This window comes from Sphingomonas insulae (assembly GCF_010450875.1).
In the GTDB taxonomy this organism is placed as follows: domain Bacteria; phylum Pseudomonadota; class Alphaproteobacteria; order Sphingomonadales; family Sphingomonadaceae; genus Sphingomonas; species Sphingomonas insulae.
Genome location: NZ_CP048422.1, coordinates 1,105,273 through 1,129,281, shown reverse-complemented (window position 1 = coordinate 1,129,281; position 24,009 = coordinate 1,105,273). Strand labels below are relative to the sequence as shown.

General features: G+C 64.9%; 18 protein-coding genes and 1 tRNA gene. 9 read left to right on the top strand and 10 right to left on the bottom strand.

Annotated elements, in window-relative coordinates:
* Positions 1-28: 28 nt before the first annotated feature.
* The 3 genes from GTH33_RS07000 to GTH33_RS06990 all read right to left on the bottom strand — a co-directional run bounded on the left by GTH33_RS07000 (position 29) and on the right by GTH33_RS06990 (position 5,341).
* Positions 29-2,821 (bottom strand): TonB-dependent receptor domain-containing protein, encoded by a 2,793-nt coding sequence (locus GTH33_RS07000; protein WP_163957800.1) that lies wholly within the window; start codon positions 2,819-2,821, stop codon positions 29-31.
* A 465-nt stretch (positions 2,822-3,286) separates the two neighbouring features.
* Positions 3,287-4,300 carry an N-acetyltransferase DgcN gene (gene dgcN / locus GTH33_RS06995; protein ID WP_212592682.1) on the bottom strand — a complete coding sequence of 338 codons (1,014 nt, stop codon included), beginning with the start codon at positions 4,298-4,300 and terminating at the stop codon, positions 3,287-3,289.
* Positions 4,301-4,387: 87 nt separating this feature from the next.
* Positions 4,388-5,341: a LysR family transcriptional regulator gene (locus tag GTH33_RS06990; protein WP_338054405.1), complete on the bottom strand. Its 954-nt coding sequence runs from the start codon at positions 5,339-5,341 to the stop codon at positions 4,388-4,390.
* Between GTH33_RS06990 and GTH33_RS06985 the strand changes: the two genes are divergently transcribed.
* Positions 5,340-7,523, top strand: coding sequence for a penicillin acylase family protein (locus GTH33_RS06985; protein ID WP_163957799.1), 2,184 nt, complete (start codon positions 5,340-5,342; stop codon positions 7,521-7,523). The two genes, GTH33_RS06990 and GTH33_RS06985, sit on opposite strands and share 2 nt — an antisense overlap.
* 579 nt (positions 7,524-8,102) lie before the next feature.
* Positions 8,103-8,339: a hypothetical protein gene (locus GTH33_RS06980; RefSeq protein ID WP_163957798.1), complete on the top strand. Its 237-nt coding sequence runs from the start codon at positions 8,103-8,105 to the stop codon at positions 8,337-8,339.
* Between the two features lie 267 nt (positions 8,340-8,606).
* Here the strand turns inward: GTH33_RS06980 and GTH33_RS06975 are convergent, their stop codons facing one another.
* Both GTH33_RS06975 and GTH33_RS06970 read right to left on the bottom strand, forming a co-directional pair.
* A complete protein-coding gene (locus GTH33_RS06975; RefSeq protein ID WP_163957797.1) occupies positions 8,607-9,572 on the bottom strand; it encodes a 2OG-Fe(II) oxygenase in 966 nt (321 codons plus the stop codon).
* A gap of 55 nt (positions 9,573-9,627) precedes the next feature.
* Positions 9,628-12,915, bottom strand: a complete 3,288-nt coding sequence (locus GTH33_RS06970; RefSeq protein ID WP_163957796.1) for a TonB-dependent receptor domain-containing protein — start codon at positions 12,913-12,915, stop codon at positions 9,628-9,630.
* A gap of 864 nt (positions 12,916-13,779) precedes the next feature.
* Between GTH33_RS06970 and GTH33_RS06965 the strand changes: the two genes are divergently transcribed.
* The 6 genes from GTH33_RS06965 (at position 13,780) to GTH33_RS06940 (ending at position 18,893) form a co-directional block, all read left to right on the top strand.
* A complete protein-coding gene (locus tag GTH33_RS06965; RefSeq protein ID WP_163957795.1) occupies positions 13,780-14,493 on the top strand; it encodes a bacteriorhodopsin in 714 nt (237 codons plus the stop codon).
* A gap of 2 nt (positions 14,494-14,495) precedes the next feature.
* Positions 14,496-15,344 carry a Brp/Blh family beta-carotene 15,15'-dioxygenase gene (locus GTH33_RS06960; RefSeq protein ID WP_163957794.1) on the top strand — a complete coding sequence of 283 codons (849 nt, stop codon included), beginning with the start codon at positions 14,496-14,498 and terminating at the stop codon, positions 15,342-15,344.
* Positions 15,345-15,758: 414 nt separating this feature from the next.
* A complete protein-coding gene (locus GTH33_RS06955; protein WP_243848511.1) occupies positions 15,759-16,244 on the top strand; it encodes a DUF4142 domain-containing protein in 486 nt (161 codons plus the stop codon).
* Positions 16,245-16,336: 92 nt separating this feature from the next.
* Positions 16,337-16,915 (top strand): SRPBCC family protein, encoded by a 579-nt coding sequence (locus GTH33_RS06950; protein WP_163957793.1) that lies wholly within the window; start codon positions 16,337-16,339, stop codon positions 16,913-16,915.
* Positions 16,915-18,093: a zinc-dependent alcohol dehydrogenase gene (locus GTH33_RS06945; RefSeq protein WP_163957792.1), complete on the top strand. Its 1,179-nt coding sequence runs from the start codon at positions 16,915-16,917 to the stop codon at positions 18,091-18,093. The genes GTH33_RS06950 and GTH33_RS06945 overlap by 1 nt, the downstream gene beginning before the upstream one ends.
* 14 nt (positions 18,094-18,107) lie before the next feature.
* Positions 18,108-18,893, top strand: coding sequence for an SDR family NAD(P)-dependent oxidoreductase (locus GTH33_RS06940; protein WP_163957791.1), 786 nt, complete (start codon positions 18,108-18,110; stop codon positions 18,891-18,893).
* A gap of 501 nt (positions 18,894-19,394) precedes the next feature.
* Here the strand turns inward: GTH33_RS06940 and GTH33_RS06935 are convergent.
* Positions 19,395-19,485 (bottom strand) — tRNA-Ser (locus GTH33_RS06935).
* Positions 19,486-19,533: 48 nt separating this feature from the next.
* Between GTH33_RS06935 and GTH33_RS06930 the strand changes: the two genes are divergently transcribed.
* Positions 19,534-20,424 (top strand): peptidylprolyl isomerase, encoded by an 891-nt coding sequence (locus GTH33_RS06930; protein ID WP_249055025.1) that lies wholly within the window; start codon positions 19,534-19,536, stop codon positions 20,422-20,424.
* Positions 20,425-20,427: 3 nt separating this feature from the next.
* Here the strand turns inward: GTH33_RS06930 and GTH33_RS06925 are convergent, their stop codons facing one another.
* The 4 genes from GTH33_RS06925 to GTH33_RS06910 are packed head-to-tail and all read right to left on the bottom strand — an operon-like array spanning position 20,428 to position 23,978.
* Positions 20,428-21,015, bottom strand: a complete 588-nt coding sequence (locus GTH33_RS06925; protein ID WP_163957790.1) for an ABC-type transport auxiliary lipoprotein family protein — start codon at positions 21,013-21,015, stop codon at positions 20,428-20,430.
* A gap of 4 nt (positions 21,016-21,019) precedes the next feature.
* Positions 21,020-21,982, bottom strand: coding sequence for an MlaD family protein (locus GTH33_RS06920; RefSeq protein ID WP_163957789.1), 963 nt, complete (start codon positions 21,980-21,982; stop codon positions 21,020-21,022).
* A complete protein-coding gene (locus GTH33_RS06915; RefSeq protein ID WP_163957788.1) occupies positions 21,982-22,878 on the bottom strand; it encodes an ABC transporter ATP-binding protein in 897 nt (298 codons plus the stop codon). The genes GTH33_RS06920 and GTH33_RS06915 overlap by 1 nt, the downstream gene beginning before the upstream one ends.
* A complete protein-coding gene (locus tag GTH33_RS06910) occupies positions 22,878-23,978 on the bottom strand; it encodes an ABC transporter permease (RefSeq protein WP_163957787.1) in 1,101 nt (366 codons plus the stop codon). Before GTH33_RS06910 ends, GTH33_RS06915 begins: the two co-directional genes overlap by 1 nt.
* Between the last annotated feature and the right edge of the window lie 31 nt (positions 23,979-24,009).

The following is a 24,009-nucleotide window of genomic DNA, read 5'->3' as shown; positions in this document are numbered from 1 at the left end:
CCACGCGGACCGGCCGGCGTGGAGGGGATCAGAAGCGGACGCGCGCGCCGACGGTGATGTAGCGCCCGATCACGTCGTAATACGGCGAATAGAGCGAGCCCACGGGCGGATCCTTGTCGAACAGGTTGCTCGCATTGGCATAGACTTCGAGCGAAGGGCCGCTCGTCACCGGGATCCGCGTTGCCAGCTGCAGGTCGAAATAGGTGTAGGCCTTGATGTGGTTGTTGGTGATGTCCTGCGTGATGTTGTATTCGCCCGGCGAGATGTACCGTGCGCGCAGCGTCGCCGAATACACCTTGTCTTCATAGCCGACCGATCCGTTGACGCGCCATTTCGGCACGCCCAGCCCGAACGCATACCCTTGCGAGCGGACATATTCGATCTGGCTGACGCCGTCGTCGGTGCTCAGCCCGTCGACCCAGGTGCCGAGCACGCGGAACCTGAACCGCCCGTCGCCGTCCATGCCGAGCCTGCTCACCGGCAGCAGGTACGACACCTCTGCATCAATGCCGTTGGTCATGTATTTGGACAGGTTCACATAGGTCGAGCGGGTGCGGACGAGCGTGCCGGCCGCATCGCGATCGATCTTGCTGCACAGGTCGGTATTGCCGTTAAAACAGCGCGTGACGAGGTCCTGCGGCGCGATCGTGGTGATCACGTCGTCGATCTTGATGTCGTAATAGTCAGCGGTGACGTTGAGGCCGGGTACCGCAGGCGGCGAATAGGTGAAGCCTGCGGTCAGCGTGTTCGCCTTTTCCGGGCGCAGGTTGACGTTGCCGCCGCCGATGTTCTGGACATAGACGCTCTGCCTGGTCTGCGGATCGGTCAGCGTGTTGTAGCCGGTGGTCGACTGGGTGAAGAGTTCGGCGAGGCTGGCCGAGCGGATGTCGCGCGAATAGGTCGCGCGGCCACGGAAGCCCGGGAAGAATTCGTTGGTGGCACCGACCTTGTACGACCAGATCGACCCGGTCGTGCTATAGTCGCTGACGCGCGCGGCGGCGTTGAGGTCGAGCTGGCGCAACAGCGGCGTGTCGTGGACCAGCGGCACCAGGATTTCGCCGAACGCCTCCTTCACGGTGAATTCGCCCGCGAGCGGCGAGAAGCTGAACGAGGTATAGGCCTTGGCAAGGTCGAGCGCACCGACGCGCGTGTCGATCTGTTCCTTGCGCGCCTCCACCCCGACCGCGAACGAGACGTCGCCCGCCGGCAGCGCGAACGGTTCGCCGCGCAGACTGAAGCCCGTAACGTCGAGCTTCTGCGTCGAGCGCGAGGTGGGCGTGCCGGTCACATAGGCCGCGGCCGCCGCGGACGGGGCGCCCTGGCCGAACAGGTTGATCGGAACGCAGGTGGTGGACGGGTTGGTCAGCGCCACGCGGCAGATCGGCTGGCCCGTGGTCGGGCTGATGATCGAATCGACCGCCTGCGCATAGTTCTGCGTCAGGATGAAGCCTGGCGTGTCGATGTTGTTCTGAAATTCGCCATGCGTGTAATAGCCGCTCCAGCGCAGCTTCGTGCCGATCCTGCCGTCGAGCGCGAACGTACCCTGCGTCGTCTTGCGTTCGAAATCGATGGTCGAGAAGGCGAAGTCGTCGTTGAACCGCCCGAAGGTGAAGCTGGTCTGCCCCGCCGCCGCCAGGCGGGTGCGGACCGCCGCGGGCAGGAACGCATTGTCTGACCGGATCGTCAGGTTGCCGCGGTTGTGATCGCCGAACCAGGTGTAATCGTTATACATCCGCGAATGCCGCACTTCGAGCGTCGCCTTGACGTCGGACAGCACGTCGTAGCTGACGCGGGCAAGGCCGTTGTAGCGGCGTTGCGGGGTAACGAGCGGGCTGATGTCGTCGTTCGAGGGGCCTTCGCCGCCGATCGAGTTGGTGCCGCTGACCCGGCCGCCGTCGAAGGTCCGCAGCGTCCCATCGGGGTTGAACGCCTGACCGCGCAGGACGCCCGACAGGATCAGCCCGCCATAGGCCGCGTTGGCAAAGCCGACATCGGGTGCGATGACGAAGCGCCCGGCGCCGTCCGACACCGTCGCCCAGCGACCGATGTTCGGCCGGCTGATCTTGGGAATGACGCCGTCGTTGTCGAGATATTCGCCGCCGATCAGGACATGGCCGCGGCCGCCCGCAAACGACGTTCCGTACGCCCCCTCGAACCGGCGTTCGCCCGCGTCCTTGTACGACGAGATGCCGCCCTGGACGCCCAGCCGCAATCCGTCGAACCTATCGTCGATGCCGACATTGACGACACCAGCGACCGCACCCGATCCCCAGGCGGCCGATGCGCCGCCGGTGACGACGTCGACGCTCTTGATCAGGATCGTCGGGATCGTGTTCAGGTCGTTGTCGCTCGCGAAACGCCGGCCGTCGAGGAGGACCAGCGTGCGACTGATGCCAAGGCCGCGCAGGTCGACCGGTGCGTTGCCCGCCCCGGTGTTCGTGCCCGTCGTGGCGGGCGATGTCGTCGCGCGGAATTGCGGCAGGTCGTTAAGCGCGGCGGCGACATTGGTGCGCGCACCGATGCTGAGGTCGGCGGCGGTAACCCGGATCGTCGGGGTCGGCGCATCATAGCCCGCACGATCGATGCGCGAACCGGTAACGACGATGTCCTGACCCGCCTCGTCCTGCGGATTGACCGCATCGCCCATGTCGGTCGTACCGGTCGCCGCAATAGCAGCGGGATCGACGGTGGCCGGAGCGTCGGCAGGGCGGGACATCGTGTCGCCCGTCTGGGCAAGGGATGGCGTCGCGAGCGCGATCGTGACGGCAAGCGCGCTGCTGCCGATGGCAAGCGTCGCGCGAAGAAGCGGTACAGGCAACATGGTCGAACCCCCTTGTGGCCGTCGGCGACGGCAAATGATCGCTCCTCTCCTGATTGCGCGCCCTTGCGCGGGCGCTGCCATGGGGCCGCGAACGGCCGGTTCTTCCCGGGACCGGATGATGCGTCGGTTATGTCTTAAGACATCCGTCGATCGATCGTTTCGATCGCGGACCCGCGCCCTTTCCTTATCTTGTTGCAAGATGATGACGGCAAAGCGCATGCATGGAAACCCGCCACGGCCATCGCAATGCTTTGCCAACCCATAACCCAAAGCTATCGATTTTGGGGGCGGTGCGCAGCATGGGTCAGGGACGCGGTCGACGCCGGACGGCGATGCCGCCCGCCCGAACCTGTATCGGTGACGACGGATCATCGACGGTACGCGAGCCGTACATATGGCGACGATGCGACGATGCATCCCGCCTTGGACGATGCCGAAGGGCCGCGCACCGCTTGCCGAGCGCGCTCAGGCAGCGATGGCGCGCGCGGACAGGCGGTCGAGGATCGGCGCGACACCCGTCGTCACGGGATCGACGCAGGGAAGCCCGGTGCGATCCGCGATCGCGCCACACAATGCCAGGGCATCAGGCGCTGCCATGCGTGCGGTGTTGAGCGAGACGCCGACGGCCTGCACCATGGGGTTGGTCAGCCGCGCGACCGCCAGATTGCGGTCGAGGCACATAACAATATCGGGCACGGGCATGTGCGGCAGTCCGCGCAGATGCGTGCGCAGCGGATCATGGCACAGCACCACCGCGTCGGGCTGCGCGCCGTGGAGAAGACCGGTCGAAACGCCGGCGAACGACGGGTGGAACAGCGACCCCTGCCCCTCGATCACGTCCCAGCCGTTATCGTGGCGCGCGGGCGACAGCCATTCGACCGCGCCCGACAGGAAATCGGCGACGACCGCGTCGATCGGCACGCCCGCCCCGGCGATCATGATCCCCGTCTGCCCGGTCGCGCGGAAGTCGGCCGCGACGCCGCGCGAGCGCAGGCCCGCCGTCAGGTGCAGCGCGGTGTACATCTTGCCGACCGCGCAATCGGTGCCGACCGTCAGCAGCCGACGCCCTGCCCGCGGCTGGCCGGTGCCGACCTGCGGCGGCGCGGCAGGGTCGCGGACGTCGTACAGCTTCCGCCCGCCCGCCTGCGCCGCGGCCGCGATGGCAGGCGCATCGCGCAGCCGCTGGTGCAGTCCGGCCGCGACGTCGAGACCCGCGTCAAGGGCGGCGACGACGTCGGCGATCATCGTCGCATCCATGCGCCCGCCCGCCGCCGCGACGCCGAGGATCAGCGTTCGCGCCCCTGCCGCGACCGCCTCCGCAAAATCGAACCGCGGCAGGCCCAGCGTCAACGGACCATCGTCATGGCGGAATTCGCCGACGCAATCCTCACGCCGGAACACCGCCATGCCGCGCGAGGTCTTGATGTCGAGCGGATTGGCGATGCGGCCGATATACAGCAGGAAGGGGCCGACGATCACGCGCGCACTTTCATAGCAGACGGCGGGATCATACGCGGGCGAGCGGGGCCGTCCCATACCGAGCGCGACGTGACCCATAACGTCGAGCTATGCGTGCAGCCCCTGTGCGAGATGTTTCAGGAACTGGTCGGCGAGTTTTCCCAGCGGCCGGCTTTCCAGATATACGGCATGGACGTCGAACCCGATTGGCGGGTCCAGCGGCCGGATCGACAGGTCCGGGGTCAGCGACGCCTGTGCGGTGAAGCTATCGACGATGGTCAGGCCGACGCCCGCCCGGACCAGGGCGGCCGCCACGAAGAACGTGCGCGACGCGACGACCTCGTCGAGCACGACGTCGAGCCGCGCCATCTCCGCCGACAGCGCACGCCCCTGCGGCCCGCTCTCGACGGTGGTGATGAACGGCCGGCCGCGCAGCTGGTCGAGCGTCAGCCGGGCGGAGGCGTCGGGGAAATCGGCGGTCCGGAACATCGCGACCATCTCGCCGCGCCCCAGCCTGCGGCTCGCCACCGCGGCGGCGCGCGGCACCTCGTAACTGATGACGATATCGGTCTCGCGCTCGTACAGCTTGCGGACCATGTCGTCGTGGTGGACCGTGTGCAGCTCGAACCCGACGCCCGGTTGCGCGGCGAGGAACCGCGAAACCGCCTCGGGCAGCGCGCCGAGCCCGAGCGAAGGCAACGTCGAGATCCGCAGCATCGCGCCGCGGCCGCGCTTCACGTTCTGGCTCGCCTTGCGCAGCTGGTAGACGCGTTCCTGGATGTCGGCCACGTCGTTGAACAGCGCGTGCGCCTCCTGGGTGGGCACCAGCCGCCCCCGCGTCCGTTCGAACAGCGCGAAGCCGAGCAACGTCTCGGCATGCTGCAACACCTTGGTGACCGAGGGTTGCGAGACGTTGAGCGCCCGCGCCGCGGCACTGACCGACCCATTGGCATAGACCGCGTGGAACACCTCGATATGGCGCAGGTTCATGCCGGCATCAGCCCGGTGATCGTTTGCCGATGCATGGTCTTTCCCCTTGTCCCGCCCTAGGCTGCCTCGCATGGATAAGGTCCTTCGGTGCGCGCGCAATCCGGTGATCCTGCTGGCCCTGCTGACGATGGCCCCCACGTCCGCGCCGCCGCCCGCGACACGCTGGCAGGCGCAGGCCGCGCGCGTCACCATCACGCGCGACGATTGGGGCATCCCGCATATCCAGGGGCAGACGGATGCCGATGCGGTGTTCGGCCTGATGTATGCGCAGGCCGAGGACGACTTTCCCCGGATCGAGGCCAATTACCTCGCCGCGCTCGGCCGGACGGCGGAGGCTTATGGCGAGGATGCGATCTGGGCCGATCTGCGCCAACGGCTGTTCGTCGATCCCGCCGCGCTGCAGGCCGACTATGCCGCCAGCCCGGCCTGGTTGCGCACGCTGATGCAGGCCTGGGCCGACGGGCTGAATTACTATCTGGCGACCCATCCGCAGACCAGGCCCAAAGTCCTGACCCGCTTCGAACCGTGGATGGCGCTCAGCTTCACCGAGGGCAGCATCGGCGGCGATATCGAGCGGATATCGCTCAGCGATCTGAAAATCTTCTACGGCACGCCCACCCCGCCCACGCCCGCGGAGCTGGGCATGGTGCCGCGCGAGCCGTCGGGATCGAACGGCATCGCCATCGCGCCGCGCCTGACCGCGAACGGCAAGGCGCTGCTGCTGATCAACCCGCACACCAGCTTCTATTTCCGGTCCGAGGCGCAGATGACGAGCGCCGAAGGCCTCAACGCCTATGGCGCGAGCACCTGGGGCCAGTTCTTCATCTATCAGGGCTTCAACCCCAGGGCCGGATGGATGCACACCTCGTCGACCGTCGACAATGTCGATGAATTCGCCGAGCGGATCGGGCGGCGGGGCGCGGGCTATGTCTACCGCTACGGCACGCAGCAGCGTCCGGTCGCGACGCGCACGCTCACGCTGCGCTATCGGAAGGCCGACGGCGCGATGGCGGCGCGGCGCGTCACCACCTATCGCACGCATCACGGCCCGATCGTCGCGATGAAGGCGGGGCGCTGGATCGCGACCGCCCTGATGTGGCGGCCCGTCCCCGCCCTGGAACAGAGCTATCTGCGGACCAAGGCGCGCGATCTTGCCAGCTATATGGCGGTCGCCGAGCGCAAGGCGAATGCGTCCAACGACACGCTGTTCGCCGACGACACGGGCGAGATCGCGTTCCTGATGCCGCAGTTCATGCCGGTGCGCAGCGACCGGTTCGACTATACCCGCCCCGTCGACGGCAGCGATCCGGCGACCGACTGGCACGGTCTGCACAGCCTTGCCAGCCTGCCGAGCGTCGCCGCCCCGCGTACCGGATGGGTGCACAATACCAACGATTGGCCATGGAGCGCGGCCGGCCCCGGCAGTCCGCGGGCCAAGGACTATCCGCGATACATGGATCAGGTCGGCGGCAACGCGCGCGGCGTGCATGCCGACCTGTTGCTGACGGGCAAGACCGGCTGGACGCCCGACACGCTCCGCGCCGCCGCGTTCGATCCCTATCTGCCCGCCTTCGCACGATTGCTGCCCGGCCTGGTCGGGGCATGGGATGCCCTGCCCGCCCGCGATCCGCGCCGGGCGGCGCTGGCCGCCCCGATCGCCTTGCTGAAGGGCTGGGACTATCGCTGGAGCCAGGGTTCGGCAGCGACCAGCCTTGCCGTGTTCTGGGGCGACCATCTGTGGCGTGAGGTCGGCAGCTTCGCGCAAGCCGAACGGCTGAACGTCCCCGACTATATCGCCACCCGTGTCGGCGCGGACGCGAGGCTTGCCGCACTGTCCGCCGCGGTCGACCAGCTGAGCCGCGATTTCGGCGACTGGCGCGTGCCATGGGGAACGATCAACCGGTTCCAGCGGATCGACGATGCGATCGCGCCGCATTTCGACGATGCAAAGCCGTCCCTGCCGGTGCCCTTCACCTCGGCGCAATGGGGCAGCCTGGCCTCGTTCGGCGCAAAGCCGTGGCCGGGGACGAAACGCTACTACGGCACCAGCGGCAACAGCTTCGTCGCCATCGTCGAATTCGGTCCGCGGGTGAAGGCGATGGCGGTGATGGCCGGCGGCCAGAGCGGCGATGCGACATCGCGCCATTTCGCCGACCAGACCGCGCGCTATGCGCAAGGCAGGCTTCGCCCGGTCTATTTCTATCCCGACGACCTGAAGGGTCATGTCGAACGGCGCTATCGGCCGGGCGGCTAGCGCCACGCCGGGGGTGCGGGCGGTCAGGCGCGCGTTTACATATTCGTGCAGGCGGCGGGTACGCAACGCGGATGGCGATTGATGGTCCGATGGGACGCCAAGCAGCTTGAGGAGATCGTATGGGGTCGGCACGGGTTTATCCAATGGATAACCGCATTCATTCGCGCTCCCGAAGTATCTGAGCGCCCGCCGCAACCATCTCGTGATGCCTGCCCGAAAGGGGGACGCCGGGGCCGCCGTTACGCAGTGCAGCGCATCCGTGCAGCGTCCGCATTCTCCCGGCAGCGCTGCATCGCTCGCTTCCGTGGTCGGAACGGCCGATGGCTGTTCGCTATCGGTTATCCTACCGGCGTCCGATTTCCGGCGATCCCGGCACATCGAGGTCAACAAGGGTCGGGCGGTGCATTCGCACTGCTCGCCGATCGCGGCGAATGACCCGACAGCCGTCGCATATCACCTTCGTCATTCGGATGGCCGGCGCTTCCTTGAAGGTTACCCGGACGCGTTCCTGCCGCGAATGCTTTTGCAATCGCACGGCCTGCCGTTATCCTGTCGCTCGCGTAAGGAGTCGGACAGGTCATGAATCTTATTCTTGCAGCAGCGGCAGTTATTACCATTGCGATTCCTGGCGTTGCACCCGCTCAGGATACCAAGCCGGAAAAGCAAAAGCAGGTCTGCCGTCAGACCAATCCTACCGGCAGCCGCTTCAAAGTTCGGGTATGTCACACGGAAGCGGAGTGGGCTGAGATCGACGCAGCGACCAGCACCGCCGCTGACGCGAATGGCCGTGCCAGTCAGCCAGCCGTTCGACGCTGAATGCTATCGAGGCAGTTCCATAAAGCGCTAGCCCCCTGACGAAGCGTGCGGGCTTGTTCCGCGGGCACGTTCAAGCAAAATTCTTCACAACGGTAAAACCCATAGCATTGTTGTTGGTGAGGCGTCGGCCGCCCATCGAACGGTCAAATTCTACAGAACGTCGATCCGGATCAGGCGACGAACCATTTGAAAAGATCGGTATGCCTTAAGGCTTTAGTAGCAAGCCTGCCATGAACAGGCGCCACGTCTATAAATGCCGTGACGGTTCTAGCTGTCCCATGGATTGTATCGGGAATTGCGTAACCACTTGGTTGCGATCCACTTTACACCTTTGGTCACCGGTAGCCCTGCATGCCGGCTACGGGGATCGGCGACACCATCTGCCGTTGTGTTATGGAAAATCAGGATATCCCCTGCCCGGGGCGTGACGACGATCTGTTGGGACGGGAAGTAGGTTTCGCCTCCGTCATAGCCATCGTTCATATATGTTATAGCGGTCACGGTCCGCTGATTGGGCTCGCCGGGGATCGCGTCCGAGTGCAGTTTATACTCTTGCCCAACGGTGTAGCGCAAAATCTGCAATGGCTCGCCATTGCCCAGGGGTGTGTTCGTGAGCACCTCGAGCCGGCGGCTGAATGCAGCGATCGGCAAGGTTTCCTGCGCTGGCCCGATCGTTGCGTTGAACGAGCTTCTGACGGGATGCGCAACCGGCCTGCGCGTTACCGGATCTACAACTACGCTGGGCTCAAGCAGAGGGTTCGCGATGGCGGCGAGATGCAAGCTTTCCTGCGCTGACAATGCCCCCCGGCACACGGCGATATAAGGCTCTGCCGAAAGCACCTCGATGTCGAACGCGGTTGAAGGGTAGCCGGCGTCGTCCAGCTTCATAGCCCGGACCAGTGCCAGTTGCTGCGCGGCAACCGGATCGTTGCGCGCAGCAACGGCGAGGAGGGAGAAGGCCCCACGCCAGTCAGCCGGCGCCCCCGTACCATTTGCCGTCAGCGCCACCTCCAGCAGGGCGGCATCGACGTGGCCGATTTCGACAGCCTGGCGCAGTGTCGATCGGGCCCGAGATACATCTCTCGGAATGATGTCACCGCGCAGCAGCCAGGCCGCAAGTTCGGCAAAAGCGGTGCTGTTCCCTCGCCTGCCCGCGTCTTCGAGCAGCGCAACTGCGGCAGGTCCGTGTCCTGCACGCGCAATCTGTCGAGCGTGTTGAACAGGATCAGCCATGCCAGCACCAACATAGCATCGTGGATCGCCGTCACGGCGATCCACGACAAGGTCATCAGAACGTTGCGCGAACCCCGGTGAAGAAGCTGCGGCCGAGGATTTCGTAGATGGCGCTGCCGGCACCCGTACCGGTCGAGCCCAGCGGCGGCTTACGGTTGCCGACGTTGTCGACACCTACGAACCATTCCATCCCCTTTTTGGTTTCCGTCGTGGCGCCGATCTGAACCGAAGCGCGCACATTGTGATAGAACACGTCCGGATAATTGCGGATCGAAATCACATCCTCGTTCAGCGGAGGATTGCCGTTGATCGGGTAGATGTTCGCATAGGCCGTGGTCAGCATCGGGCCGATGTAATGCATCCCATAGCCAAGGGTGAATTTACCCATGCTCACATCCGCGTTGAACGTGAATTCGTCCTTCGGATCCCCCAGCTGATTAAGCAGGCGGGTTTCGAAGTTCGGCCGGGTCGGATCGGTGAAGTTGCTGTTCCTCAGCTGATGGGTGTAATATCCACGCAGGTTCAAGCGCACATCATCCGCAATCTGATGGTTGTAGTTTGCCTGAACGTCGATGCCACGCCGCTTCAAAGAAGCGAAGTTCAAGCTCGACTGAAGAAGCGATCCCTGCAGAATCTGCCCGGGCACCTCGCCGTTAGGGCCAGTGCCCGTGCCGGTATACCGCTGGAAGAGGTCGCAGAACTGGCGATTATCGTAGCAGAGATCGACGATCTGCTGCGCCGACGCGGCCGTGATGACGTTGCTGACATCGATATCGAAATAATCGACCGTGAGATCGAAGCCAGGAAGGAAACGCGGCGTCAATACGGCACCCACAGTCAACGACTTGGAGGTTTCCTGACGAAGGTTGGGATTGCTGCCGCTGACCAGCTCCAGCGAATAACCAAGGTTGGTCAAACCCTGGAAATCGGCGTTGTTGAGGAGCGCGCCGAGATCCGCCTGACAATTCCCCTGGCGCTGCGGCGTACCGGCCCCGATGCGACCGGAGTTGCACGGGTCAAGGAACCCGGGCGCAAAGTCCTGGTTCGACGGAGTCGCGGTATCCGTATAGTTTGGCGCGCGCACGGCCTTGCCGTAATTGGCGCGGAAGCGGATGTCCCTGATCGGCGACCATTCTCCGCCAAAATTCCACGCCCACACCCCGCCGGTCGAACCATAAGCAGAGTTATAGTGCGAATAGCGGGCCGCACCGCTCAGGCTCAGGCTCTGGAAAAACGGCATGTCCTTCAGGATCGGGATATTCAGCTCGCCGAAACCTTCCGCGACTTCGAGAGCGGGTGGCGTGAAGGTCTGCAGGGCGTTGAGGAACGTCAAGCCATCCTGCACATCCTGGTCCGCGACGAAGCGAGCTTTTTCGCGCCGGTATTCACCGCCCACCACGACCGCCACTGCGCCACCGGGGAGGTTGAAGAACCCACCGCTGTCCACGTTGACGAAGGCGGTCGCGTTATATTGTTCCAGACGGCCGCGGCTGCCCGAATTGCTGACGATGTAATCCCTGGAAGCGCTGTTATCGAGCCCCCCGAACGCGTTATAGGGTACGCAGGCGGCGATATCGCTTGCAAGCCGGGCAGCAGCCGCAGGATTGCCGTCGAGGTCTGCGATGATCCCTCGCGCAGCAGGATCGAACTTCGAACGGCATTGAATGCCGAGACCCGGATTGTTGGGGTCGATTCCGGCATCCTGCGCAAGCAGCAAACGTTGCTGATTGACGTTGCCGAGGATCGTGATCCGCTGGTTGGCGCGACCGTAATTTCCCGACACCTCATAGTTCACGTGCGGGGTGACGTCGCCGCGAACGCCGAGCACCACGCGGTACACCTCGCGGACCGTATCCTCATCACGAATGCCAAGGTCGGTGAAGTTGCGGGCGACCGTGAAGCGATAGCTACCGTTCGCAATGGCGGCCCGATCGGCAGCGGTCAGCGCGCCGCCGCTACCCGTAAGGCTCGTGTTGCTGCCCGACGCGAGGATGGCATTCGTCAGCGTGGTCCGCGCCGACGTGCTCAGGAACGGATTATCGAGCCGGTAATTGGCGCGATAGTCGGCAAACGTCTGGTTGAAGCCCTGGTTGAAGGCCGGGCCGGAATTGGCACCGACGGTATGGGCCCGCGCGTACTTCGCCTCGACGAAGAAGTCGGCAGCATCGCTGGCCTTGAAATGGCCCAGGATGTTCGCCGAGAACCGCTCGTTCTTCGGCAGCACCGACAGCAGGCGGTCTTCGCGGTTGTTATCGCCGTTTCCGCCCAGGAACGTCCCGGTCGGCCCCGTGCTGATGCGGTTGCCTGTCTGAAGCGCCAGATTGCCCTGGGAATCGAAGATGTAATTGCAATTGTAGTTTGTCCGGGTGCCACTACCGCTCGGAATACCGGTTCCGCAGGGCGCAGCCGCATTGCGGGTCTGCACGACGGGAACCAGGCCATAGCGGGCAATCGTCGACGAACGGATGTTCTGCGCGAACACGGTATCGAAGATACCGTCGCTTCCGTTGGTCAATCCGGCGCCATCGGTATCGTTGGTCACGAATCCGTCGGCCCGCCGCAGGAAGGGGATACTCGATGCAAACAGACGGTCCTGCTTCGAATATTCAAGTGAGGCGGTCAGGTTGCCCCGGCCGTCGGCGAAATTCTTGCCTGCGATAGCCGAAAGGTAGCGGTTTCCGCCGGCCTTATATTCGGGGATGCTATCGCCCGCGCGCAGCTGAAGACCGTCGAAGTTCGTTTTGAGAACGAAGTTGACCACACCCGCGATCGCATCCGATCCGTAAACGGCGGAGTTGCCCCCGGTGACGACATCGACCCGCTCGATCAGGTCGGTCGGGATCGTGTTGATATCGACCGCAGCAGCCGTGTTCTGGATATCGGACGCGACATGCCGGCGACCGTTCACCAGGACCAGTGTGCGCTGCACCCCCAATCCACGCAGATCGAGCAGATTGAGACCGGCAATACCGATGCCGGATCCGGGGTTCTGCTGCGAGAACGTGCTGCGCAGCTGGGGAAGGTCGTTGAGCGTTTCGCCAAGATTGGGGTCGGCGCGGCTATAGATATCCTGCGGGCGTACGGACGCGATGGGAACTGTCGATTCGAGGTTGGGCCGCCGGATGCGGGAGCCCGTGACGACGATATCCCCATCGTTGGCACCCGGCCCCGCATCCGTCGTCGAGGACTGATCGCCGCCGATCGGCGTACTTCCTTCCGGGTTGGGAACGCTGCTGCCCTGCTGTGCGCCGGGCGCAGGGGCACCGGTATTCTGCGCCACTGCGCCAGTGGAAAGCAGGCCGAGCGTGCTCACCAACGCCGTCGCCGTTAAATATCTGATCATGAAACAACCCCTGTGTGCCTGCACCTGCGCGGTGATGTGGCAGCAATGTTGCCGATTTCAGTTTTGTGATAAACCCTTCCTGTTCCGATAGGGCTGATTCAGTAGCGGTGTTGCCGATTTGCCACGCAGCGGTCCGTCGTACCTTGCCCCTGCGCCCGGACCAGGAGCAGCCGATGCCCGTGCCCGCGCCGGGCGACCGGAAACGAACAAAATGCCCTGACCGCGCGCCATCGGCGTGAAACTCGCCTTGGGGTCGTAACGTCGGATCGTTGCGCTGCTGCTCGTGCCGGCTTCGAACGCCGGGCCTCACCGGTTCGACATGTTCGGGTCTGTGCATCGGGTGAGCATTGTCTCCGCGCCGCCCATCCACGCTATGGCGAGGCGATCCCTGGATATGCCTGTGATGTGCCCCGCGATCGTCTGGTCGCCGTCATCGATCCCGGGGCAGTCCCCGTGCAATGTCCCCGTGCCGAACGTCTCATCTTCGGCGTATCGGCCGTCTTCGCGCAGCCGCATCCCAGTGCCGCCGCAATCGTCGCCTGGCGGCGCCTAACCGATTATTAGCGCGGCGACCGCCTCGCCAGACGCGGGTGGCGCGCGCCGGAAGGCTTGCCAGCCCACCCCATCGTAGAAACCGGCGTCGCAAAAAGGGGATGTGGGACGCGGGCGCGGAGGCAGTTGTGGAGGGCGCACCTTGGTCGACGGTGACGCGTGTGTGCCGCGATCATTGCCCTGGAAAGGGAATGGACGACGCCCAGCCGATGTTCGCCACGCTACCGATCGTCGTGGACACAAAAAGATACAATCCGTGTTATTGCCATTGGGTCGGCGCCGGGTCGTCCCCTCGTATTGGGGTATCCCCGCATGGATCAGACTGCCTTCATCCTTGGCTTCACCGTCATGTCGCTTGGTTCGCTGGCGATATATGCGACGGGCAAGAAGACGCACCCGTCGGGCCACCATACGCTGCTGCACGCCAGCGTGCCGTTTATCGCCGCGACCGCCTATCTCGCCATGGCCTTCGGCATCGGGACGCTGGTCAAGCTCGACGGTTCGGTCACCTATCTCGCGCGCTATCTCGACTGGTCGGTGACGACGCCGATCCTCCTGTCCAGCCTCGTCCTCCTCGCCTTCCACGAGCGTGGGCGCACCGGCGAGGTCGGTGGACACCTCACCGCGATCATCGTCCTCGACGTGTTGATGATCGTCGCCGGCCTGGTTTCGTCGCTGGCCGCGCCCTCGCTGGCGAAGTGGATCTGGTATGCCTGGTCGTGCGCCGCGTTCCTCGGCGTCCTGTATCTCCTGTGGGGTCCGTTGCGCACGCTGGCGATGAGCCGTGGTGCGGCGCTGGGGGCCGCCTACAACAAGAACGTCGCCTTCCTCACCGTCGTCTGGTTCCTGTATCCGGTCGTCTTCCTGATCGGCCCGGAAGGGATGAAGGTCATCACCGATCCGACATCGGTCTGGGCGATCCTCGTCATGGATGTCGTCGCGAAGGTCGCTTATGCCTTCTATGCTGCGACCAACGTCGACAAGGCGCTGGCGCAGCACGACGACGTACGCGGTCCGCAGTCGTGACGATGCGCGCTCCGGCCATCGGCTGGGGCGTGTTGCTGGCGGTGGCCGCGGCCGCCGCCTTTGGCGGGCTGGCCGTCCAGCTCGCCTTTGCCGTCGTCGCAATCGGGGTGGTCGGCATGGCGCATGGTGCCAGCGACCTCGCGATCGTGGCGCCCGCGCGACGCGCATCGTTTATCGCATTGTACGGCCTCGTCGGCGCGACCTGCCTGTGGTGGTGGGTCGCCGATCCCGCCATCGCGCTCCCGGCCTTCCTGATCGCCTCCGCGGTTCACTTCGGGCTGGAGGATGCCCCCGAGGACAGACCGCTGGAAAGGGTTGCGCGTGGCATCAGCCTCGTCGCCACCCCCGCGACGCTGCACATGGAGGCGCTGGCCGACATCCTTCGCCTTGCCGGGACGACCAGCGCGATGGCGATGGCTGCGGCCATGGCCGTCGCCGGCGGTGCGGCAGCGACCTGGCTTTTGGTCTGCGGGTTGCGGTGTCGCGACACGCGTTTGCTGGCGGGGACCGTCGCGCTGATCGTGTTGCCGCCGCTGGTCGGCTTCTCGGTCGGATTCCTGATCCTCCACGCGGTGCCCCAGACGGTCGAGCGCCGAGCCCGGCTCGGCTGCGCCACCACCGCCGCCTATCTACGTGCCACGGCACCGGTGCTCGTTGCCGCGCTATTCCTCGTCGTGCTGGCGGGTGGCCTGCTGCTCCGCTGGGACCCATCCGGGGTGCGGCCGCTGTTTGCCGGCATCGCCGCGCTTGCCGTCCCGCATCTGCTCGTCACGCCCTGGTTCGAGCAGGCCGCAGTCTCGCTGTCACTTTCCGATGCCCGTACCGCGACATCCTTCCGCGCCAGCGTCTGACCGCGCGCATGGCAGGACGTATCGATACCTTTGATCCGTGAAGAGCTTTGCCAGCGGGGTTGGCACGTTAATCGCCGTCAGCATCATCGGCATCGACGAAATGACGACTGGGTGGACTGTCTCATTGACCGACAGAGGTGCTGTTGGCCCATGCCCCACCATCGCCTTTCATGGGAAAACAGGAACGCGGCGACAGCTGCCGCAAGGAAGAGTGCCCTATCCAAGCTTCGGGCCACACAAATGGCTAAGCCTGGCTGGCACACGCTCTGTCCCGATAGCTGCGCGGCATGTCTGTCGAGGGACCAAACGAACTGATCCAGATCGTGATGACCCGGATGTCTGGAACATTGCCCACCTGCACCGGTTCGGCTTGCAGTTGCGCGTTGTACGTGCCGCAGCACCTAGGAGATTGTCATGACGAAGTTTCTTGCGCTCACAGCAATGTTGGCACTGCCTGCCGTCGCGGCGGTCGCACAGGCCCCCATGACGGCGCCGACCTATGTCATGAAGGCGGGAGCGGGCGATCAGTATGAAATCCAATCCAGCCGTTTGCTGCTCGCCTCGACCAAGAACGCCAAGCTACGTTCATTCGCAGCGATGATGGTCGCCGACCACACCAAGTCGACCGCGGATGTCAAGGCTGCGGCGATGCGCGCTGACCTGCACCCCGCGCCGCCCAAGCTCGATGCAATGGGTGCCAAGAACATTGCGGCCTTGCGCGCCACCACCGGGACTGCGCGCGATCGACTGTACGTCGAACAGCAGAAGGCCGCGCATCAGCGCGCGCTGACGCTGCACGAGGCCTATTCGCAGACCGGAACGGCAGCGCCGCTCAAGACGACCGCGGCCGCCATCGCGCCGGTCGTGCAGACCCATATCGGCGAGCTTTCGTCGATGTGAACCAATGCGTTGAAGCCGGCCACTGCACCTGCACGCCGGCCCCGCGTGGCGTCTGAAGACTGGCGCCGCTGCTAACCGGCAGGAGATCCGACATGAATGACACCGATCCCCATGGCGACGACGCGCCGCCCAGCACGTGGAAACACGGCGATGCACTGGGCGCGAACGGCACGCCCGAGGGCAAGGGAAGCTCCATCGTGGCACGCGCGGTCACGATCAACCGGCCCGTAGACGAAGTGTACGCATATTTTCGCGACTTCACGAACCTGCCGACTTTCATGGAGAATGTCGAACGGATCGATACGCTCGACGCCACGCGATCGCACTGGGTTGTGAAGGCCCCGGCGGGCAAAACCGTCGAATGGGATGCGGTCATCACCGAGGAAGAGCCAAATCGCTCGCTGGCATGGACCTCCGAACCGGGGGCTGATGTTGCCAACAGCGGTCGCGTGGAGTTTCGCGACGCGGGCCTGCGCGGCACCGTCGTCACCGCGACGATTGCCTATGATCCCCCCGCCGGCATCGTTGGCAAGCTGATCGCCAAGATGTTCCAGCGCGAACCCGCAATCCAGGCACGTCGGGACCTGCGACGCTTCAAGCAGTTGATGGAAACCGGCGAGATCGCGACCGCGGCGATGACCCGCAAGCAACGCGAAGAGGAGATGGCCTGATGCGCGCTCTGGCATGGCACGGAAAACACGACGTTCGCGTCGATACCGTCGACGACCCGGAAATCATCAATCCGCGCGACTGCATCATCAAGGTGACCGCGACCGCGATCTGCGGCTCCGACCTGCATTTGTACGACGGGTATATACCGACGATGCAAGCAGGTGACATCCTCGGCCACGAGTTCATGGGCGAAGTCGTCGAGGTCGGTGCCAAGTCGACCCTGGCGAAAGGCCAGAAGGTCGTCGTCCCGTTCACCATCGCGTGTGGCAGCTGCTATCACTGCGGCAAACATCAATATTCGGCGTGCGACAATGGCCTTCCGGCCGACAATCAGGACATCGCACAGGAATTGTACGGCCAGCCGATGAGCGGTCTGTTCGGCTACAGCCATATGACCGGCGGCTATGCCGGCGGCCAGGCGGAATATGTCCGTGTGCCGTTCAGCGACGTGGGACCGATCGTGATCCCCGACGGCGTCGATGACGAAAAGGTGCTGTTCCTCTCCGATATCCTGCCGACCGGCTGGATGGCGGCCGAGAATGCACAGATAGAGCCCGGTGATACGGTGGCAGTATGGGGTTGTGGCCCGGTGGGATTGTTTGCGGTGCAGTCGGCGTTCCTGATGGGCGCCGAACGCGTCATCGCGATCGACCATTTCCCGCGCCGCCTCAAGCTGGCGAAGACGTTCGGCGCGGAGACGATCAACTATGAGGAAAGCGCAGTCTACGAGGCGCTGATGGTGATGACCGGCGGGATCGGTCCCGATGCGGTGATCGACAGCGTCGGGCTGGAGGCGCACGGATTCTTCGTGGACAACGTGGTCGACCAGATCAAGGCGTCGACCTTTCTCGGCACCGATCGCGCGCATGCGATCCGCCAGGCGATCATCGCCTGTCGCAAAGGCGGACGCGTATCGATGCCGGCAGTCTATGGCGGGTTCATCGATAAATTCCCACTCGGTGCGCTGATGGAGAAGGGGCTGACGCTCAAGACCGGGCAGACGCACGTCCAACATTACATGCCCGCGCTGCTCAACGCGATCATGGAGGGCAAAATCGACACGACCTTCCTGATCTCGCACCGGATGGACCTGGAGGATGCCCCCAAGGGTTATGACATGTTCAAGAACAACCAGAACGAAGTGACCAAGGTCGTGCTCAAGCCCGGCTTCAATTGAGAGGATCTGAGACAATGGCCGACAAATTCGCAATCATCACCGGTGCCTCGACAGGCATCGGCTTCGAACTCGCAACGCTTGCCGCTAAGGACGGCTATGACATCCTCGTCGTCGCCAACGAAGCGTTGATCCAATCCGCCGCTGCCGACTTCAAGCAATTCGGTACCGACGTGACTGCTGTTGAGGCAGACCTTTCGACCATCGAGGGCGTTGATACGCTATTAGCCGCGACCAACGGACGAAAAGTCGACGTGCTGTGCGCCAATGCGGGTCACGGTCTCGGCCACGGCTTCCTTGACCAGGCGGTCGACGACTGGCGCAACGTGATCGACACGAACATTACCGGCACCCTTTACCTTTTACAGAAGGTGATGCCCGCCATGGTCGCGCGCAACGATGGTAAGGTGCTCGTTACGGGTTCGGTCGCAGGGTACATCCCCGGCGCGTTCCAAGCCGTATACAACGGATCGAAGGCGTTCATCGACAGCTTCACCGAAGCGCTGCGTAACGAGATCAAGGAGGCGGACGGCGTCACGCTGACGACGCTGATGCCCGGCCCGGTAGATACCGAATTCTTCGACCGCGCTGATATGAATGACACCTCGGTCGGCACCGATCCCAACAAGCGCGACCCGGCCGATGTGGCCAAGGACGGCTGGGACGCGCTGATGAGCGGCAAGGCGTCGGTGTTCTCGGGCTTCATGACAAAGGTACAGGGGGTGCTGGCCAACGTCATTCCCGGATCGATCCTCGCCGAACAGCATCGCAAGATGGCTGAGCCGGGCAGCGCCAAGGCATAAGCGGGGCCGACAACGTCAGCCGGCGCGGCGTCGGCGCCGGTGCGGCGGTCTGCCTCGCGGCGGCCGCCGTACCCCGCGTTCGGCTAAGGCGCAGGGACTGTGCCTGATACGGCAGTGATTGCCCCTATTCCCCAAGCGCCCACCCCGACTTGGGCCATGACATGCTCATGCGCAGCCCGGGCGAGACCGTCGCCGCGGGGGAACGCGTAAGTGTTGCGCTCCCTTCACGGCAGTGCGGGGCCTTGCAGAAATCGGGGCGGGACGCAGCAGGCTTGGAACAGGACCCGAATTGGCCACTCCTCCAGGTTAGATGAACCTACCGCCGCGCGCACCGTGATCGCTGATAATCGACGTCAAGCCTATGCATCCGGTGATCCATGCGTGCCGCACGCACGTCTCACACAACCCACGTCGATGCTCGACAGCCAGTGGCAGGGTTGTGGTGACCGCTTTGTCTGCTGACCGACATTCGATTTATCGCAACGGCTTATCACTGAAAAGTGGCGGAGCGGGAGGGATTCGAACCCTCGATACGCTTTTGGCGTATACTCACTTTCCAGGCGAGCGCCTTCGACCACTCGGCCACCGCTCCGCATGTCCTGGAAGTGGCGCGCCTAGCCTGTCCTTGGGCGCACCGCAAGTGATTGCGCATGTCGGCCGGATCGGCCAGCTTGGCGCTGCTATGCTGACCGTGATGTTCTTCGCCGCCGCGCTCCTCGCGCAGACCGCTCCCCCCGCTGCGCCGAGCGACCCGATCGAGGCCGATTGGCGCGCGATCCCCGACGATGAGCTGCTGGTGGTGACGCTCGGCAACGGCAGGCAGGTCGTGATCCGGCTGGCCGCTGCGCTGGCACCGCAGCACGTCGGCAATATCCGCGCGCTGGCCCGCGCCCGCTGGTGGGATGACGCCAGCGTGTATCGGGTGCAGGAAAATTGGGTCGCGCAATGGGGCGATGCGACCGAGAAGAAGCCGCTGCCCGCCGGGATCACCGATCGCCCGGCCGCGGAATTCGAGGTCCCGACATTCCGGCCGGCCGTGTCGATGAGCAGGGCGGACAGCTATTCGACCGCGTCGGGGATCACCGCCGACGGGTGGCCGGTGGCGACGAACGGTGCGCAGGCGTGGCTGACGCATTGCTATGGCATGGTCGGCGTCGCGCGCGATGCCCTGCCGAGCACCGGGTCGGGCGCCGAGTTGTTCACCCCGATCGGCCAGTCCGCGCGGCGATTGGATCGCAATTACACCGTCGTCGGCCGGATCGTCGATGGAATGCAATATCTGTCCGCCCTGCCGAGGAGCGACGCGGCAATGGGCATGTATGCCAGCGTCGGCGAACGCACGCCGATCACGGCGGTCCGGCTGGCGAGCGACATACCGGCCGCCACCCGGCCGCATTTCCAGTATCGCGCGGCGGACAATCCGCGCTTCGCCGCCGCCGTGGCCGGGCGCGAGCACCCCAAGCCGCCGATGGTCGGCCTGAGTGGTGCCGCCGTGTGCGACGTGCTGCCCGCGGTCAGGCGGGCGCCGTAAGCGTCAGCGCGCCGCCACCCAGGCGGCGACATCGCCGGCGACGCGGTTGGCCGCCTGGCTGAGTGCGGTCCCGGCGTTGGTGGCGTCGATAGCAGATACCGGCACCCGCGCCTCGAACCGGCGCTTTTCCACCGTGTCGCCGCCGGCGCGGGTGAGCGCGGCATCATAGGTCACCACCGCATCGCGCGCCGTCGCGTCCAGTCCGAAGCGGCGCAACTCGCCCGTCAGCGTCGCACTGGGGTCGCTGATCGACTGGACGGTGGACAGCACGACCATGTTGCTGCGCGCCGATACCGCATCGGACAGCAGACGCGCGAACAGACGCGCCGGCGGTTCCGCCCATTGCGCATCCTTGACGTATGCGATCGTCGTCGGCGTCGCCTGCACCGGCACGCGCGCACCGGCGATCGAGGTCGGCGTCGATGGCACCTGAATGGTGATCGACCGCGTTTTCGCGGAATTCTGTTCCGCACCGACCGCCGGGGCGGCGGTCGCCTCCAGCGTCAGCAGCGAGGGCGGCGGCTTGGCACCGAAGCTGATGCAGCCGGCGAGCGGCAAGCTTGCGGCGAGGATGAGAAGCCTGGTCTTCATGATCTCACTTGCCCTTGTAGTCGGGGAGCTTCTGCTGGCCGATCAGCGAGCTGGCACCGCCCTGGTCGACCTTGTCCGCGATCGACGACAGCGCGGTGGCGGTGACGCGCAGATCGCGGACCAGCCGGTTGGCTTCCGGTATGGTCTGTTTCGAGAAGGTCTGGAGGCCGGGACGCGCATCCTGGATGGCCGAGTTCAGCGTCTCCGCGCTCTGCTGCGCCGATGCGATCGCCTTGTTGAGGTTCTGCATCGTCGGCTTGACGTCGTCCGCCAGCACGCCGTTGGTCGTGTCGGCCAGCTTGCCGATCGATTGTGCGGCATCGCCCGCCTGCTGGATCGCGATCCGCGTCTGCGCCAGCGTCGCCGCGATCTCCGGCCCGCGATCGGCGAGCGCGTCGGTCAGGCGGTTGGTGTTGTCGAGGATACCGGCGATCGATGCCTGGTTACGATCGGTAAGCAGGCCGGTCAGTCGTTCGGTCAGTGTCGACAAGCGCTCGAGCAACTGCGGCGCGCTGTTCAGGATGGCACCGATGCCCCCCTGCTTGGTCGCGATCACGGGAACGCCATAGGGACATTGCGTCGCATCGGGCTGTTCCGGGCAGACGATCGGCGGCGCACCCTTGCGCGCACCGTCGAGCGCAACGGTGCTGGTGCCGGTGAAGCTGCCGAGGATGGTGGCCGTCGTCCCCTGCAGGATCGGCGTATCATCGTTGACCGTCACGCGCACGCGGACGAATTGGGGATCGGGCTTCCACAGCGCGATCGTCTTCACCTGCCCGGTGGGGACGCCCGAGTAGGTGACCGTCGACCCTTTGGCGAGGCCATCGACGGATTGCTTGAAGAAGATGTCATATTCGCGTTCGGTCGCGCCGCCGAGACGGGCGATCCAGACGGTGAATATCGCCAGGACGGCGAGCAGGATCAGCACGACCGCGCCGACGATCACGTGGTTGGAACGGGTTTCCATCAGTCGGTGGTCCTCGCCTGTTCGGCCGGTTCTGTGGCGGCGGCCGGGCTTGCCGCGATCTGCCGTGATTTGATTTCAGTAGGATGCGCATCGGCCTGCGCATCCTTCGTGGCCACGGCGGCGCGTCCGCGGGGGCCTTTGAAGTATTCTTCGATCCAGGGGTGGTCGAGCGCGAGAAGTTCGTCGATCGTGCCGACCGCGATCACTTTCTTGTCCGCCAGCACAGCCACCCGGTCGCAGATCGCGTAGAGCGTATCGAGATCGTGGGTGATGAGGAAGACGGTCAGCCCCAGCGTCTTTTGCAGCGACTTCGTCAGGTCGTCGAACGCGGCGGCGCCGATCGGATCGAGGCCGGCGGTCGGTTCGTCGAGGAACAGCAGTTCGGGATCGAGCGCGAGCGCCCGCGCCAGCCCCGCACGCTTCTTCATGCCGCCCGACAATTCGGCCGGGAATTTCGGGCCGGCATCCGGCTTGAGGCCGGTCATCACGACCTTGTACGCCGCGATCTCCGCCATCAGCGCCGGGTTCATGTCGCCGTAGAATTCGCGCAGCGGCACCTGCACGTTTTCGGAGACGGTCAGCGTCGAGAACAGGGCGCCGCCCTGGAACAGCACGCCCCAGCGCTTGCGGATGTTGGTCGCTTCGGTCTCTTCCCGGCCGACCGTTGGTTCGCCGAAGACGGTGATATCGCCCGCGACCGGCGTCTGGAGGCCGATGATCGAGCGCATCAGCACCGATTTGCCGGTGCCCGAGCCGCCGACCACGCCAAGGATCTCGCCCCGGCGAACGTCGAGGTCGAGATCGTCGTGGATGACCTGTTCGCCGAAGGCGTTCTTGAGGCCGCGGACCTGGATGATATGTTCGTCGGCGTCGCGATCGGTGGTGGAGGCGGGCATCAGTTCCATCCCACCCAGGTGAAGAACACCGCGAAGAAGGCGTCGAGCACGATGACGAGGAAGATCGCCTGCACCACCGCCGAGGTGGTGCGCAGCCCGACCTGCTCCGCGTCCGATTCGACCAGCATGCCCTGGAAGCAACCGGCGATGGCAATGATCGCCCCGAACACCGGCGCCTTGATAAGGCCGATGTAGAGGTCGGTGATCGGCACCACTTCGCGAATGCGCTGGATGAAGGTGACCGGCGGGATGTCGAGCGACACCCAGGCGAGAAGGCCACCGCCGATGATCGCGATGAGCGACGAATAGAAGCCGAGCAGCGGCATCAGCAGCACCGCGGCGATCGTGCGCGGCAGCACCAGCGCCTCCATGGGCGACACTCCGATCGTGCGCATCGCATCGATCTCCTCGGTCAGCTTCATCGTGCCGAGCTGCGCCGCAAAGGCGGAGCCGGAGCGGCCGGCGACCATGATCGCGGTCATCAGCACCCCGAGTTCGCGCAACGTCAGCCGCCCGACGAGGTTGATCGTGAACACCTCCGCCCCGAACTGGCGCAGCTGTACCGCGCCCTGTTGCGCGATGACGATGCCGATCAGGAAGCTCATCAACCCGACGATAGCGAGCGCCTGCACGCCGACGACCTCGAACCGGTGGACGGTCGCGTTGAAGCGGAAGCGGCTGGGATGGCGCACGACGTTGACGAACGCGATCGTCGTCGCGCCGAGAAACCCGAGCAGGCCATAGAGCGTGCGGAAGGTGATGACGACGGCATCGCCGATCTCACCCAGCAACCGGGCAAAGGCGTTCGACGGCCGATCCGGCAGCGCCACCGGCTGATCCGCGGCAACGACCTGATCGAGCAGGTAGCGGCCATCGTCGTCCAGACCATCGATCTGCGCATCGTGGCGCGTCGCGAGCCGGTGGACGACCCAGGCGCCGACGGTGTCGATCCGCCCGACCCCGCTGAGGTCGATTCGCTGCACCGGACCATCGATCGAATCGAGCCGATCCGGCAACTTGCCGAGCGTCCGCAACAGCAGGTCACCGGAAAAGCGAAGGGTTCCGCCGCTGTCCTGCTCGAATTCGGCTGTGGCGCTCATCGAAGCTGCTTCTGCGGCAAGTCGGCGAGGA

Excerpts from the sequence above, each read along its gene's own strand:
- GTH33_RS07000 (WP_163957800.1), bottom strand. The coding sequence starts at position 2,821 with ATGTTGCCTGTACCGCTTCTTCGCGCGACGCTTGCCATCGGCAGCAGC.
- GTH33_RS06985 (WP_163957799.1), top strand. The coding sequence starts at position 5,340 with ATGGATAAGGTCCTTCGGTGCGCGCGCAATCCGGTGATCCTGCTGGCC.
- GTH33_RS06990 (WP_338054405.1), bottom strand. The coding sequence starts at position 5,341 with ATGCGAGGCAGCCTAGGGCGGGACAAGGGGAAAGACCATGCATCGGCA.
- GTH33_RS06980 (WP_163957798.1), top strand. The coding sequence starts at position 8,103 with ATGAATCTTATTCTTGCAGCAGCGGCAGTTATTACCATTGCGATTCCT.
- GTH33_RS06975 (WP_163957797.1), bottom strand. The coding sequence starts at position 9,572 with ATGGCTGATCCTGTTCAACACGCTCGACAGATTGCGCGTGCAGGACAC.
- GTH33_RS06970 (WP_163957796.1), bottom strand. The coding sequence starts at position 12,915 with ATGATCAGATATTTAACGGCGACGGCGTTGGTGAGCACGCTCGGCCTG.
- GTH33_RS06965 (WP_163957795.1), top strand. The coding sequence starts at position 13,780 with ATGGATCAGACTGCCTTCATCCTTGGCTTCACCGTCATGTCGCTTGGT.
- GTH33_RS06960 (WP_163957794.1), top strand. The coding sequence starts at position 14,496 with ATGCGCGCTCCGGCCATCGGCTGGGGCGTGTTGCTGGCGGTGGCCGCG.
- GTH33_RS06955 (WP_243848511.1), top strand. The coding sequence starts at position 15,759 with ATGACGAAGTTTCTTGCGCTCACAGCAATGTTGGCACTGCCTGCCGTC.
- GTH33_RS06950 (WP_163957793.1), top strand. The coding sequence starts at position 16,337 with ATGAATGACACCGATCCCCATGGCGACGACGCGCCGCCCAGCACGTGG.
- GTH33_RS06945 (WP_163957792.1), top strand. The coding sequence starts at position 16,915 with ATGCGCGCTCTGGCATGGCACGGAAAACACGACGTTCGCGTCGATACC.
- GTH33_RS06940 (WP_163957791.1), top strand. The coding sequence starts at position 18,108 with ATGGCCGACAAATTCGCAATCATCACCGGTGCCTCGACAGGCATCGGC.
- GTH33_RS06925 (WP_163957790.1), bottom strand. The coding sequence starts at position 21,015 with ATGAAGACCAGGCTTCTCATCCTCGCCGCAAGCTTGCCGCTCGCCGGC.
- GTH33_RS06920 (WP_163957789.1), bottom strand. The coding sequence starts at position 21,982 with ATGGAAACCCGTTCCAACCACGTGATCGTCGGCGCGGTCGTGCTGATC.
- GTH33_RS06915 (WP_163957788.1), bottom strand. The coding sequence starts at position 22,878 with ATGCCCGCCTCCACCACCGATCGCGACGCCGACGAACATATCATCCAG.
- GTH33_RS06910 (WP_163957787.1), bottom strand. The coding sequence starts at position 23,978 with ATGAGCGCCACAGCCGAATTCGAGCAGGACAGCGGCGGAACCCTTCGC.